A 13,686-nucleotide genomic window follows, 5' to 3' on the forward strand; every position below is an offset into this window, starting at 1 on the left:
ACCGCCGCGTCATAGCAGCAGAGATCCCGCGCAGGTTCCAAGGTTGTCCAGGTTCTCCGGAAAGCGCCGGACGCGGTCGGTAAAGTGCCGATCATGTTGACGATCCCGGGGGCGAAGCGTTGAGCAGCGGCATCGACAACCCGATCCTGAACGGTCCGTACGACGCTCCCGATCGGCACTACGAGATCGGACCGTCAGGTCCGACCGGCGTGATCATCGATGGCCGACGCCCCAGCGAGTCCTTCATCCCGATCGCGGTGACCAGAAAGGGCAAGAAGGGACCAGACGGGTCGGAGCAGCAAGGCTTCGACTTCGATCTGACCGGCGAGCGCCGCGAGAAGAACAGTCTCATCAACGACATCCGACGTGACGTCGACAAGTGGCGGGCGAGCGGACACTACGACGGCGTCACCCCCATCACGCGCAAGCTCCTGCAACACTGGGCCGATCCGAACCGCGAGAACCGAGTCATCTTCGCCCAACGCGAGGCCGCCGAGACCGCGATCTTCCTGACGGAGGTTGCCGGCAGGCACCCGTCTTACGCCGACTGGCGCAAACGGCTCGAGCCGGAGAACGAAGTTCACAACGACAGGCTGCCGCGAGCAGCACTCAAGATGGCGACGGGCGCCGGCAAGACGATCGTGATGGCGATGCTGATCGCCTGGCAGACTCTCAACAAGGCGCAGTCGCCGAACGACGCACGGTTCACCAACCGGTTCCTCATCGTCGCCCCGGGTATCACCATCCGCGACCGCCTCAACGTCCTGCTGCCCGAGACCGAGGGCAACTACTACGACGTGCGCAACCTCATCCCGTCCGACCTCAAGGGCGGCATGGCGAGTGCGCGGATCGTCATCACGAACTTCCATGCGTTCCAACTCAAGGACGCCAAGGAGATCAAGGGCGTAGCCAAGAACACTCGCCTCCTCCTGAAGGGAAACAAGACCAGCGATCCCTTCAAGGAGTCGCCGAAGGCGATGGTCAGCCGCGTGCTTCGCGGCCTCGGTGTCACTGAGGCGGGCAAGAAGCAACAGATCATGGTCTTCAACGACGAGGCGCACCACTGCTACCTCGCAAGGCCCCTGGCATCGGGCAAGGAGACCAGTGAAGAGAAAGACGCCAACGAGAAGGCCGGACTGTGGTTCAACGGACTTCGCGCAATCGCGAAGTACGTGGGGATCAAGCAGATCTTCGACCTCTCCGCGACCCCCTTCTACCTGTCTGGGTCGGGTTACGCCGAGGGCTACATCTTCCCGTGGGTTGTCAGCGACTTCTCCCTGATGGATGCCATCGAGTCCGGCATCGTCAAAGTGCCAAGAACCCCAGTCGACGACGATGCAGAGACCGAGCACGTCGTCTTCCTCAGACTCTGGGACTTCGTGGGCAAGGAGCTGCCGAAGAGAGCAGCCAAGGATGCCGTCACTGATTGGGCACCACCGAAGGAGCTCGAGGCAGCCTTACGTAGCCTGCATCGCTCGTATGAGAAGGCCTTCGTTCACTGGGAGGAGAACCTCCAGCAGTACGGCGAGACCCCGCCGGTCTTCATCGTGGTCTGCCCGAACACCGTGGTCAGCAAGCTCGTCTACACCTGGATCGCAGGTGAGGAGGTCGCCCGGGATGACGAGGTCATCGCCCACAGGCCGGGCCACCTCGCGCTCCTCAGCAACGTCGTCGACGGCAGACCCTTGCCCAAGCCCCGCACGATCCTGATCGACTCTGCGCAGATCGAGTCCGGAGAAGCCATGAAGGCGGACTTCAAACAGGCGGCTGGCGCCGAGATCGCTCAGTTCAAGGCCGAGTACCGCAAGACCAACCCCGGCGCCGACGTCGCAAAGCTCACAGACGAGGACCTCCTGCGCGAAGTCATGAACACGGTGGGCAAGCCCGGCAAACTCGGAGCAGACATTCGCTGCGTGGTCAGCGTCTCCATGCTCACCGAAGGCTGGGACGCCAACACCGTCACCCACATCCTGGGGGTGCGAGCATTCAAGTCTCAGCTCCTTTGTGAGCAGGTCGTCGGCCGAGGCCTACGTCGCCGCTCCTACGAGGTGAGCGACGAGACAGGCAGGTTCGAGCCTGAATACGCCAACGTTTACGGGATCCCGTTCCAGTTCGTCGCCGGCGAACCGGCCGAAGGTGAGCCCGCACCTCCCAAGCCGTCCATCCACGTCCACGCGGTCGAAGGACGGGAACACCTACGGATCAACTTTCCGAAGCTGGACGGCTACCGAGTCGAGATCCCCGATGAGGACATCTACACCGACTTCGATGAGGCGCCCGAGTTCCATATCGGTAAGGACACAGTCCCTTCATGGGTCGAGCTGGGTGGACTCGTCGGCCAGAAGGAACTCGAAGAGGGCGACCCGACCATCTATCGAAAGCAGGAAGTCGCCTTCCGGCTTGCCAAGCGCATCCTCGACCAGCACTTCACGCGCGCAGGCGACAAGCGACCATGGCTCTTCCCAAGACTCGTCGGCATCTGCTCGGAGTGGATTGACACCAAGGTTGTCGTACACGAGGGGTATTCCCTGGGCTTCCTCGTCACCATCACCCAGGCTCAGATCCTTGCCGCCGAACAAGTCTGGAACGAGGTCATCCGGCTGTCCGGCAATCGCCGCGAGCGCTTGCGGCCGATGATCAACCGGTTCGACCCGGAAGGGTCGACCGGGGATGTCGACTTCGTGACACGGAAGCGAACCGTCCCGGTTGAGAAGTCCGAGGTCTCGCATGTGACGCTCGATGGGAACGGACCGGAGGGGAATGCGTGGGAGAGACGAATGGCCGCGATCCTCGAAGCGGACTCGAACGTCGCAGCGTTCGTCAAGAACGACCAGCTCGGTCTCACCATCCCGTACGTCCACAAGGGCCGCAGCCACTCCTACATCCCCGACTTCTTGGTTCGTCTAAAGCGCACGGACGATGATGTCGAACGAACCCTGATCATCGAGATCTCCGGCAGCCAGAAGAGTCCCGGTCCGACGAACCAGAAGGCGGAGACTGCCCGGAACTCTTGGTGCGTGGCGGTCAACAACCATGGCGGCTGGGGCCGCTGGGCCTACATCGAGATGAAGGATCCGGACCAGTTCAAGACGCTCCTCGCCGACGCGATCCAAAGCCTCTATGGCGACAACCCCATCATCGGCGACCCCGACCTACTTGACTTCGCCGAAACGAACGCTGACATCAACACCGCAAGGAGCGCTCGTGGCGCGTAACACCTCGAAGGGCCCGACCCCGATCGACTCGATCACGCACGGCGAGACCCGGAAGAACATTCCCACTGCCGACGCGCAGGATTTCGTGACTCCAGAGATCGAGGCCGTTCGCAAGGTCCGCTATCAGCGCGACGAAACCCTCGACCCCCAATTGGTCTGGCGGGGCAAGTACCCCGAGGACGCAGACGCGGCTGACAACGCCGACTCCGACCTGGTTACGGATGCGCCGCCGATCTACATCCAAGAGAAAATCGACCCGCGTGTGCTGGTCGAGAACCTCCGCCGCACTGCGGCTCGTCCGGACGACGAGCCAGAACTCACCCTCTTCGACACCTTCGATGGTCTTGACGAACTCGAGCAGGTGGACTTCTACCAGCACGACGCCAACTGGTCGAACCGAATGATCCTGGGGGACAGCCTGCAGGTGATGGCCTCCCTTTCTGACCGCGAGCATTTGCGCGGCAAGGTGCAGATGGTCTACATCGACCCGCCGTACGGCATCAAGTTCGGTTCGAATTGGCAGGTGTCCGCTCGAAACCGCGACGTGAAAGACGGCCGTCTCGAGGATGCAGTTCGCGAGGCTGAGGTCGTCAAGGCGTTCCGCGACACCTGGGAACTGGGCATTCATTCGTACCTTTCGTACCTGCGCGACCGGCTGCTTGCTGCCCGCGACCTCCTCTCTGAGTCGGGATCTTGCTTCGTCCAGATTGGCGACGAGAACGTCCACTTGGTTCGGTCCCTCATGGACGAAGTCTTTGGCCCCGAGAACTTCTGCTCGCAAATCAACTACCTGACGACGACGGGAGCCGGCAGTCCGGCCGTGCGGACTGATGTCCTGGCTAGCATCTCGGACACCGTGCTCTGGTACGCGCGCTCGAAGGAGGACGTCAAGTACCGGACGTTGTACAAGCGACGGAGCGTTGGGGATGACGCCAACTACCGCTTCGTTCAGGAGGACGGCGTAATCCGCTCCCTTTCAAGCGCGGAGTTGGCGCGGGTCGAGGAGCTGGCCAAGGCGGGGGCCAAGGTTCTGAGCCAGAACCCCCTCACCTCACAGACCGGTGGCGTGACAACTCAGTTCCCGGTTGAGTTTGCGGGCAAGGAATTCCGGCCAGCAAAGGGCGGATGGAAGACAAATGCGGAGGGCATGGAGCGGCTGCGTCACGCAGGCCGGCTCATGTCGAGTGGTTCAACGCTGCGCTTTGCACGCTATTTTGACGACTTTCCTTTCCAAGCGATCTCAAACTTCTGGAGCGATACTCGTCAGAGTGGCTTTGGCGAGGCGAAGGTCTACGTGGTCCAGACGGCGAGCCGGGTTATCGAGCGGTGCATGCTCATGTGTACTGATCCGGGCGACCTGGTTCTCGACCCAACATGCGGTTCGGGAACAACCGCCGTTTCTGCTGAGCAGTGGGGTCGTCGCTGGATCACGATCGACACATCCCGCGTAGCGCTTGCCCTTGCTCGGCAAAGAGTGATGGCGTCAAGGCATCCTTGGTATCTGCTCGCTGACTCGGCTGAGGGGCACAAGAAGGAGCAGAGCCTCACCGCGCATGTCGTCCCGAGATCCAACTTTGCAAACGACATCCGGGAAGGCTTCGTTTACGACCGCGCTCAACACATCACCCTGAAGTCCATCGCGCGCAACCCTGACATCGTCGCTGGTCTTTCGGGCGATGAGATCGACACCGCCATTCGTCGCCACGCCGACTACGAGTTGCTGTACGACCGCCCGTACGAAGATCCGAAGAAGGTCCGTGTCGCCGGCCCGTTCACAGTTGAGTCGCTAAGCCCGCACCGGGCTATCTCGTTCGGCGATGCCCCCGAGTCGCTCTCGGAGACGGACGCGGCAAAGGATGCTGATGGCCCTAACTTTGAGCAGTCGATCCTCGACAACCTAGCCAAGGCTGGGATCCAGAACGGCCAGCGTGCCGAGAAGCTGAAGTTTGAGGCGTTCGAGACCTACGCTGGACGGTACATCCAGGCCATCGGGCAACAGATCCCGAACGCGGAGCATGCCTCACCAAGTCGGATCGGCATTGCGATCGGGCCGCAGTACGGAACCGTCAGCGCGAAGTACGTGAAGGACGCCGCCAGGGAAGCCATCCGTGCTGGCGACATCGACTTGCTCTGCGTCCTTGGCTTCGCGTTCGATCCCCAAGCGACGAACGTGACAGAGGAGGACGGTTTCACAATCGAAGCCTCCGACGAGGGCTTCGCTCAGATCGGAGGAGCACGCACTGTTGGCCGTCTACCCGTCTTGATGGTCCGTATGAATGCGGACCTCCTCATGGGCGAGGAACTGAAGAAGACCGGATCGGGCAACCTCTTCACCGTCTTCGGCGAGCCCGACATTGACCTGCGTTCCACGGACGAGGGCTACATCGTCGATCTCAAGGGGGTCGATATCTATGACCCCACGACTGGGGAGGTCAGGAGCAGCGACACCGGCCAGATCGCGCTCTGGATGATCGACACCGACTACAACGAGGAGTCGTTCTTCGTCCGGCACTGCTACTTCACCGGCGGGAACGACCCCTACAAGCGACTCAAGACAGCGTTGAAGGCTGACATCGACGCGGACGCCTGGGAGTCGCTGTACCAGACCATCTCTCGGCCATTTCCGAAGCCGTCGACGGGCAAGATCGCGGTCAAGGTCATCAACGACTACGGCGACGAAGTCATGAAGATCTTCGAGGTGAGCGACTGATGCAGTTGATGTCCTTTTACCACGAGGAGCCGATCAAGGCGAAGGAGTCATCCGTACTCCAGCTCCCATTCGATCGTGCTCGCGAGTTCACGTTCGGGAACGAGCCGACGATCGCCAAGGTCGTCTACGTAAGCCACCCGCGGATTGCCACGCGAGTCGTCCCCTATGGCCAGTACGACAGTCTGGTCATGACTGACAAGTTCAACGAAGCGCTGCGTATCGTCCAGACCCTCGGCGCACATAAGGTCGTCACTAGGAGTTTCCGGGGCAACCTCTCGAGACTCTCCATCAAGGGAAAGCTCCCGCAGGGATCTGCCGCGTCGGAGATCTCGAAGTCGACAAGTGACGAGATCGCCTTCGAGCAGGTCGGAACGGGCGGTCCGCCGGTCGATCCCGGCGAGAGTGTCTACCCCGATGAAGCTGGCTTCGAGGCTGCTCGGCGGGCGGTGCTCCTCAACGGGGCCCGTCATGTAGCGATCAACATCGAGAGCCAATCAGCTTTCCGCGTGGACTCCGACGTGGCCACTGCGCTCAAGAAGTTCGGCTTCACCTTGGGGGCGAACGGGGAAAAGGCTCAAGTACGCCTACTGCGTCTCGATGCCTACTTCCCGGAGAAGGGCAAGCTGCACTCTCCCGATCTTTCGAGGCTGTCGCCGCTCTTCGATCCCCGCCCGGCGCTCGACCCTGACGCGCCTTCTTCGACCTCCAAGTGGCTGAAGTTCGGCAAGTGATGTGGGCATGACAACACAGATCTCTCAGGGGTGAGGCACTTGCCGACGACCACATACACGGACGATCAGAAGGCCGCGATCGACACGATCGACGAGCCCCTGCAGATCATCGCCTGCGCTGGGTCCGGCAAGACCCAGGTGATCTCCCAACGCATCGCCAAGATCTTGAGGCAGCCCGGGATCGAGCCACGCAACGTCATCGCCTTCACCTTCACGGAGAAGGCCGCAGCGGAGTTGAAGGAGCGAGTGCTGGGGATCCTTCAGGAGGAACACGGCGAGGTCACAGGCCTTGCCGAGATGTACATCGGCACCATGCACGGATACACGCTCGATCTCCTGCAGCGGCTGGTGCCCGACACGTTCAAGTACTCCGTGCTGACCGAGATCACGGCACGACTTCTTATCGACAAGTACAGCAAGCAGTCGGGTCTGACCACCTGCCCCACGATCGGTACGAAGCAGAGTCATCTCAAGCGCTGGCAGAACTCTCGGCTCTACCTGCAGGTCCTCGGCACGCTTCGAGAGGACGAGATCGATGAGTCTCTGGTCCCAGCCGGGGTTCTGGACTCTCTCGACTCCTACGTCCGGTTGATCCACGGGCAGGCCAGCTTCGATTTCACTTCAATGATTGCGCTCGCGGTCGAACTCTTGGAGATCGATCCTCACGAGGACGAGAACGCCGAGAACATCCAGCGGCACATCCGGGACGACATCAAGTACTTGGTCGTCGACGAGTACCAGGACGTCAACCCTTTGCAGGAGCGCCTGATCCGAGGGCTTGTCCAGTACGGCGCAAACCTGTGCGTCGTGGGAGACGATGACCAGACGATCTACCAGTGGCGGGGCAGCGAGGTTGCGAACATCATCGACTTCGCCGATCGGTACGGCGACGTCAAGCAGGTCGTGCTGAACGACAACTTCCGCTCGTCCAAGGGCGTGGTCGAACTGGGGCGATCCGTCGCGGAGCTGATCCCAAGCGGTGACCGTCTTCCGAAGAAGATGGTCGCTTCTGGTCACCAGAACTGGGAGCGAGGCGACCTCCTGGCCCTTGACTTTCCGACCCCTGAGGACGAGGCAGCCTGGATCTGCGACCGGATCGAGCACCTTCAGGGCGTGCCCTTCACGGACAAGCCGGGAGCAGAGCCGCGCGGCCTGTCGTATTCCGACTGTGCTGTGCTGCTGCGCTCGGTCGCCAAGGACGCAGGGCCGATCGTCGAGGAGATGAAGAAGCGCCAGATCCCCTACGTGATCAAGGGGTTGAACCGCCTCTTCGAGGCGGACGAGATCAAGGCGTGCGTCGGCATCTTCCGCTACATGGTGGACGAGATTGACGCGAGCCTGCTTCGGGACCTATGGGTGAGGGCAGACCTGCTGCCCAACCCCGCCAAGTGGGCCTCGGCTGTGGCGATCCTGAACGCTGGCAAGGACTTCAAGAAGGGTGAGCGTTGGGGGGTCTACAACATTCAACGCGTCTACCTCGACTTCCTCGCTGCCCTTGAGATCCGAGAGGAGACCATCCCCGGGCCGAAGGGCAGGGGAGAGCTCGTCTTCTACGAGCTGGGGAAGTTCAGCCAGGCCATCTCCGACTTCGAACAGATCCACTTCTCGAGCGAGCCGAGCGAGAAGTACAAGACGTTCGCCGGCTGGCTCGAGCACCAGGCGCCCGACTACTACGCCGAGTCGGACGGTGACGTTGGCTACGCAACCCCCGATGCCGTCACCATTGCCACCGTCCACCAATCGAAGGGCATGCAGTGGCCGGCCGTCTTCCTGCCCTGCATGCGCGCCAACAGGTTCCCGGCCCAGCGCATCGGCGGACTGTCGATGTTCCACGTCATCCCGGCAGAGGCGATCAACGATCCCGACCGGTACAAGGGAACGAAGGACGACGAGCGGCGCCTGTTCTACGTCGCAGTCACTAGAGCCCAGAAGTTCCTGAACGTCACCTTCTCGCCTGGTGAAGGCCGCAACCACAAGCGCCAGTCCGAGTTCTTCCTTCACTGCACCGGCAACCAGTGGGTATCGACGAGCGTGAAACCGATCCCAGGCGACCGTCTCGAGCCTCGAGCGATCCACGAGATCCCCCAGGTGACACTTTCCTTCTCGGAATTGAAGTACCTGTTCGAGTGCCCGTACGAGTTCAAGCTCCGCTTCCTCTACGGGTTTAACGCGCCGCTCCACGAGGCGCTCGGCTACGGCAAGGGACTGCACGACGCGCTCTCGGAGGTCCACAAGAAGGCCACTGACGGCGAAATGATGACGCCCGCCGATGCGGCCGACCTGGTCGAGCGGCACCTTCACACCCCTTTCGCGTACCCCGAACTGCGACGCAACCTCGAGCGATCTGCGACTGAGGCGATCGAGCGATACTTCAGGGTCCACGGCGACGAGATCGCCAACACGGTTCATTCCGAGAAGCAGATCCAGGTCCACATCGCCCCCGGCATCACCGTCGACGGGCGCATCGACCTGATCCGAAAGCTGGACACCGACGAACTCGCGATCGTCGACTTCAAGTCGACTGAGCGCGCCCAGGCTGAGGACGTCACCCGTGACCAACTGCACGTCTATGCCCTCGGATACGAGGAACTGAGTGGTGAGAACGCGGATGTCGTCGAGGTGCTGAACCTCGACGCCGGCGGCAAGAGCCATCGGGACCAAGTGGACAACCACCTGCTCGACGACGTACGAGGTCGCATCGGCAAGGCAGGCGATGCACTTCGCAAGAACGAGCTGCCTCGACTCGCGACCTTCGGGCACAAGTGCTCTACCTGTGATGTGGTCGAGCTCTGTCGTCCCAAGCCTCCTCGCTCCAAGTGACGAAGAAGGCCGGGCCCGCCAGGGCCCGGCCGTTTCTTGGCATCTCTTCGCTTCGAGATCAAGCCAAGGTCTCATTTGGGGGCTCCGCCCCCTTCCCGCCTGTTCCTCCGGTGAGAGAGATAAGAGAGAGCGCAAGCCGCTGACCTGCGCAAATGGCCGAGAACCTTGGCCTCATGGGCATCCGTCGACGGCCTGTGGTGCCAACTTCGGTCGAGATCACTGGCCCGTCAGGTCAACCTCAATGCACGGGGCAGTCGTAGTACGGCCCGCTATTCGCCTGGGCGACGATGTGTGGCACGACGAGGCAACGGTTGCTGCTGTCGTCAGCCAGAGCTCCTCGTTCGACGGCCTTCCTGACGGCACGGTTGATCGAGTCCGATCGCGCGCTCCTGACCTCGCCGGTCCGTCTGTCGACCATCGAGCAGATCCGCATCAGCTCACCCCGCTTGAACCGCGCATGGCCCTTCCGGTCCATCCTTCCGAGAGCGGCGAAGTAGACACGCGTTGGCAGATCGAAGTCCGGTGACTGCGCGAGGAGCATCTGCTGCTGCTGCCCCACAGCGACCCAGGACCCGTCCCCGCCGAACTGGATCTTGCCGTTCACGCAGCCGCCTCAACTTCGCTGAGTTGGGCACAAGACTGTGCGTGCCCTGCAGGTGAGTTCGTCAGCGATGCCCACATCTGCGGACGGCGGAGGCGCCTTCTCGAGGCCTTCCGCCACCCGTTCGGTGCGTCGTACTCGAAGGTCTCGACCACGGGCACGCAGAGCATGCACGGGCTCAGGACCACGCGGAACCCGTGCTGGTGGCCGTAGGAGGCCTGCCCGGCGCAGACACCGCAGAGCCCGTTGCGCTCGTAGCAGTTCCGTACTCGCTCGAACTCGAGATACTCCGAGATGCTCTCCGGTCGATCCATCCGAGCCATCACGCAGCACCCGCCGTGACAACCATGTTCTGTTCCTCGAAGGCGAGGACGTCGTCGATGCGGTAGAGCACCCTGGTCCCGATCTTGAAGTAGTGCGGGCCGGTCCCTCCGCTACGCATGTTGGCCAGTCGCCCCGTCGTCGTGTCCCACCGCTTGGCCAGCTCGACCGCGTTCATCGTATTGATGTCGATACCTCCTTGTTCTAGTGACCTCCGGGTGAGGTCACGTGAGTAGTGAACGCGGAAGTACCGGTTATCTGTTGCTACCATCACTATTTGTGGAACAGGGACGTGTTAAGAAGGTGCCTTCAAGCACCGTCGAGGCTGTCGCCATGAGCGATAGCGAGATCCAGATACTCAGGGATCAAGACGCCGGGCGCTGGTTCTGTGTCGTGACCCGCGGCGATATCAAGTTCGGAGTCGAACTGGCGGAGGGCATCCCCGGCTCGGGCGACATGTCGGTCGTGGGGCTCGAGGTTCGTCCACGGGTGGGCGCGCTGACGGTCGGCACCTTGAGGGATGCGCCCTACGGTGATGCGATCCGCACTGCTCGGGCAGAGGTTGAGAGAGCCACGGCAGCTCGCAGGCCTCGGATGTTCGCGAGGCCGAGTGATCCGCCGGCTGCTTTCAGAGGCGATAGGCGCGGGCGAGCCGCGAGGACAGACAAGGACTACGCGCTGCTCGCAGCGTCTTACCTCGCCATGGGTAAGGAGGCTCGTCGCCATGCCGCGGCAACTTGGGCGCAAGACTTCCCCGAGGGTGGTACAAAGCGGACTTGGTTGAACAGGCTCGTGCGGGCCAAGCGCTTCGTGGAAGGGGAACGTCTGACAGATGCAGGCATGGCTCTGGTCTACGGGGAGGACTGGCTTGAGCGCTTCGAGTTCGACGAGAAGTGGGACAATGCGCTCAACATCGCCACCATGACCCCCGGTGGCAAGTTCTGGCGCAAGCTGCAGCTCGACGGCAAGGACCCCAGGGCGTGGCTGCGCGCGGCACAGTGGGCCATCCAAGTCGACGCAGAGGGTCAGCCATTTCCCAAGCATTCCCCACAAACTTCCGAAGAATGTGGGGAACAGGAGTGATATGGGATGACGTCTCGGCACTGGAAAGACGCGGTTTCAAGCGTGATAATGACCCCGTATGATCAAGGGTGATCGTGGCACGTAGGACCCCAGAGGTCGCAGGTTCAAATCCTGCCCCCGCTACCACGAAGATCAGGCCCGGAATCCATTGGATTCCGGGCCTGATCGCGTGTCTGTGGGGCCATCGGGCCCGCGCTCGGTGACCATGCGCGACAATGAGCAGGTGATCGGAGCGAGTCTGGCTGCAGCCTCCATCGCTCTGGTCGCTGCGTGCCTCCTTCTGCCGGTGCGGACCTCCGCTGCCGCCCGACCGATCGCCATCCTGTGCCTTGCTGCGGCCCTCTGGTCGGCCGGCGCTGCCTGGAACTACGCCGAGCCCGGCCCGAACGCCAGCGCGAACGCCTGCATTCTCGCGGCCGCCGCCTCCGCCGCGGCCGCCGCCTTCGTGGCTGCCCAGCGCCTCGTGTCGGGTCGATGGTCGATACCCACCCTCGTGATGATCGTCTTCTTCATCGAGCCGATCGTGATCGTGTTCGTCCGCCTGGTGGTGTACCCGGACCTCACCTCGGCCGAGTTCCGTCGCACCGCGCCGTTCATCGTCCACGCGGCCTACTGCTTCGCCCTGCTGCTGAGCGTGATCCTGACGTTGAACATCCGTCAACGGCACCCTCAGCGTCGCGTTCGCATCTTCGTCCTCACGTCCCAGGTCCTGGTGATCGCGATCATCGCGATGGAGGTCTCAGCCAGCGAGCAGACGCACTTCGTGCTCGTCCTGGCCGCCCTCTTCGCCGTCTGGGTGGCGCGCCACCCGGACGATTGGAGCACGTCGCGAGCCCGCGCCGACAGTCTGCTCAACGCCATCGGCGTCTTCCTGTTCGTGTTCGACCACTTGGGCCGGCTCAAGGACTGGAACGGACCAGCCGATCGGCTCATTGAGCTGATCACGGGAGAGCGGTCACAACGCGAGCTCACGGCAGCGGACATTCTCGGTCGCCCGCTTCCCTTCGAGGATGGCGAGCGGATCGACCTCGACCTCGTGGGTGGGCGCATGCGCACCTCCGCCCACATCCACCGGGTCGATCCCACCTCGCGAACAGGACGGAGCGACTGGGTGGTGATGCTGCGGCCCGTGCGGTCGAGCGTGAGCACGTCATCGTTCCCCTCGATCTCCGGAGCCCTCGCCGGTCACGACCCCGCCACGCAGACCCTCAACCAGCGCGAGACCATCGACCTCCTGCGCGCTGCCACGACGAGCAGGCACGCAGCAGTCCGCGTGGACGTTCTCCCCGCAGACGCTGGGGCCCGTGAGGACGAGACCATGTTCGTCGTCGCCCGGCGCCTGGAGATGATGTTCCCCGGCGTGCGCTGGGGGCGACTCGCGGACTGGGCTTTCGTCGCCCTGTTCAAGCCCGCCCAGGCTCAGCAGGCGAAGCTGCTCATCGACGACGAGGCGCAGACGGCCCTGGGTCTCGATGCGTCCGTCGCCACCACGATCTGTGTGCCCACGCCGGGTGAGGACGCCGAGCGCTTCGTCCGGCGAGTCCAACTGCTGCACAGCCCCTATGGCTCATCGGACTCTTGATGGCAATGTCCCGACACACAGGACGGATCACCTGCTCCGTCCCCGTGAAAGGACACCTGATGAAGAACAACCCCCGTTCCCCATCCACTCACGTCCGTCCGGCCCGCGTGACCGACGTGCCCAGACTGGCCGAGATGATCCAGGCCCTCGCCGATTTCCATGGCGAAGGTGAATCCTGCCGGATGACCTGGCCCATCCTGCGCATCCAGCTCTTCGGAACCGATCCCACCCTGAGGGCTCACGTGGCCGAACGGGACGGGCGCATCACCGGGATGGTGCTCTGGTACCGCACGTACTCGACCTGGGACGCCGCGCCGGGCATCCACGTCGAGGACTTCTACGTGGACCCTGAGGCCAGGGGCCAGGGCACGGGTCTGATCCTGATGACCGAGCTCGCACGACTCGCCGTCGATCAGGGTTACACCCGTCTGGAGGGGCAGGTGATCAGCAGCAACCCCCTGCGCAGCGCCCTGGTCAGTCACGGCGGCGACCAGATGGACGTGTGGGAGACCTACCGCATCGACGGGGACGACCTGCTGGCACTGACCGGCCGAGAGCCGGCCGCTGCCGCCATGTGAATCCGACGGTGGCCACGGTCGATCTCGGCCGTGGCCACCGCCCAC

General features: G+C 62.8%; 9 protein-coding genes. 7 read left to right on the top strand and 2 right to left on the bottom strand.

The features are described 5' to 3' along the window. The first annotated feature begins 119 nt into the window (after positions 1–119). The 4 genes from O3S82_RS04460 to O3S82_RS04475 are packed head-to-tail and all read left to right on the top strand — an operon-like array spanning position 120 to position 9,476. Entirely contained in the window at positions 120–3,215 is a 3,096-nt protein-coding gene (locus O3S82_RS04460) for a BPTD_3080 family restriction endonuclease (RefSeq protein ID WP_269305841.1), read from the top strand. After that, positions 3,205–5,925, top strand: a complete 2,721-nt coding sequence (locus O3S82_RS04465) for a site-specific DNA-methyltransferase (protein WP_269305843.1) — start codon at positions 3,205–3,207, stop codon at positions 5,923–5,925. The genes O3S82_RS04460 and O3S82_RS04465 overlap by 11 nt, the downstream gene beginning before the upstream one ends. Beyond that, positions 5,925–6,656 (top strand): hypothetical protein, encoded by a 732-nt coding sequence (locus O3S82_RS04470; protein ID WP_269305845.1) that lies wholly within the window; start codon positions 5,925–5,927, stop codon positions 6,654–6,656. The genes O3S82_RS04465 and O3S82_RS04470 overlap by 1 nt, the downstream gene beginning before the upstream one ends. A gap of 39 nt (positions 6,657–6,695) precedes the next feature. Next, on the top strand, positions 6,696–9,476 hold the full coding sequence (locus O3S82_RS04475) for an ATP-dependent helicase (protein ID WP_269305847.1): 2,781 nt from the start codon (positions 6,696–6,698) through the stop codon (positions 9,474–9,476). A gap of 238 nt (positions 9,477–9,714) precedes the next feature. On the opposite strand, the gene O3S82_RS04480 is transcribed toward O3S82_RS04475, so the two are convergent. Together O3S82_RS04480 and O3S82_RS04485 are read right to left on the bottom strand one after the other, a co-directional pair. Then, positions 9,715–10,080: a hypothetical protein gene (locus O3S82_RS04480; RefSeq protein ID WP_269305849.1), complete on the bottom strand. Its 366-nt coding sequence runs from the start codon at positions 10,078–10,080 to the stop codon at positions 9,715–9,717. Positions 10,081–10,399: 319 nt separating this feature from the next. Then, a complete protein-coding gene (locus O3S82_RS04485) occupies positions 10,400–10,576 on the bottom strand; it encodes a hypothetical protein (protein ID WP_269305850.1) in 177 nt (58 codons plus the stop codon). A gap of 155 nt (positions 10,577–10,731) precedes the next feature. On the opposite strand from O3S82_RS04485, the gene O3S82_RS04490 reads away from it, so the two are divergent. The 3 genes from O3S82_RS04490 to O3S82_RS04500 all read left to right on the top strand — a co-directional run bounded on the left by O3S82_RS04490 (position 10,732) and on the right by O3S82_RS04500 (position 13,641). Further along, positions 10,732–11,481, top strand: coding sequence for a hypothetical protein (locus tag O3S82_RS04490; protein ID WP_269305852.1), 750 nt, complete (start codon positions 10,732–10,734; stop codon positions 11,479–11,481). Between the two features lie 199 nt (positions 11,482–11,680). After that, positions 11,681–13,063, top strand: coding sequence for a hypothetical protein (locus O3S82_RS04495; RefSeq protein ID WP_269305854.1), 1,383 nt, complete (start codon positions 11,681–11,683; stop codon positions 13,061–13,063). 59 nt (positions 13,064–13,122) lie between these two features. After that, complete coding sequence (locus tag O3S82_RS04500) at positions 13,123–13,641, top strand: GNAT family N-acetyltransferase (protein ID WP_179425862.1); 519 nt, start codon at positions 13,123–13,125, stop codon at positions 13,639–13,641. The last annotated feature ends 45 nt before the right edge of the window (positions 13,642–13,686 follow it).

This window comes from Aeromicrobium sp. HA (assembly GCF_027171405.1).
In the GTDB taxonomy this organism is placed as follows: Bacteria; Actinomycetota; Actinomycetes; order Propionibacteriales; family Nocardioidaceae; genus Aeromicrobium; species Aeromicrobium tamlense.

Coding starts and splice junctions, on each gene's coding strand:
- O3S82_RS04470 (WP_269305845.1), top strand. CDS start 5,925: ATGCAGTTGATGTCCTTTTACCACGAGGAGCCGATCAAGGCGAAGGAG.
- O3S82_RS04485 (WP_269305850.1), bottom strand. CDS start 10,576: ATGAACGCGGTCGAGCTGGCCAAGCGGTGGGACACGACGACGGGGCGA.
- O3S82_RS04490 (WP_269305852.1), top strand. CDS start 10,732: ATGAGCGATAGCGAGATCCAGATACTCAGGGATCAAGACGCCGGGCGC.
- O3S82_RS04500 (WP_179425862.1), top strand. CDS start 13,123: ATGAAGAACAACCCCCGTTCCCCATCCACTCACGTCCGTCCGGCCCGC.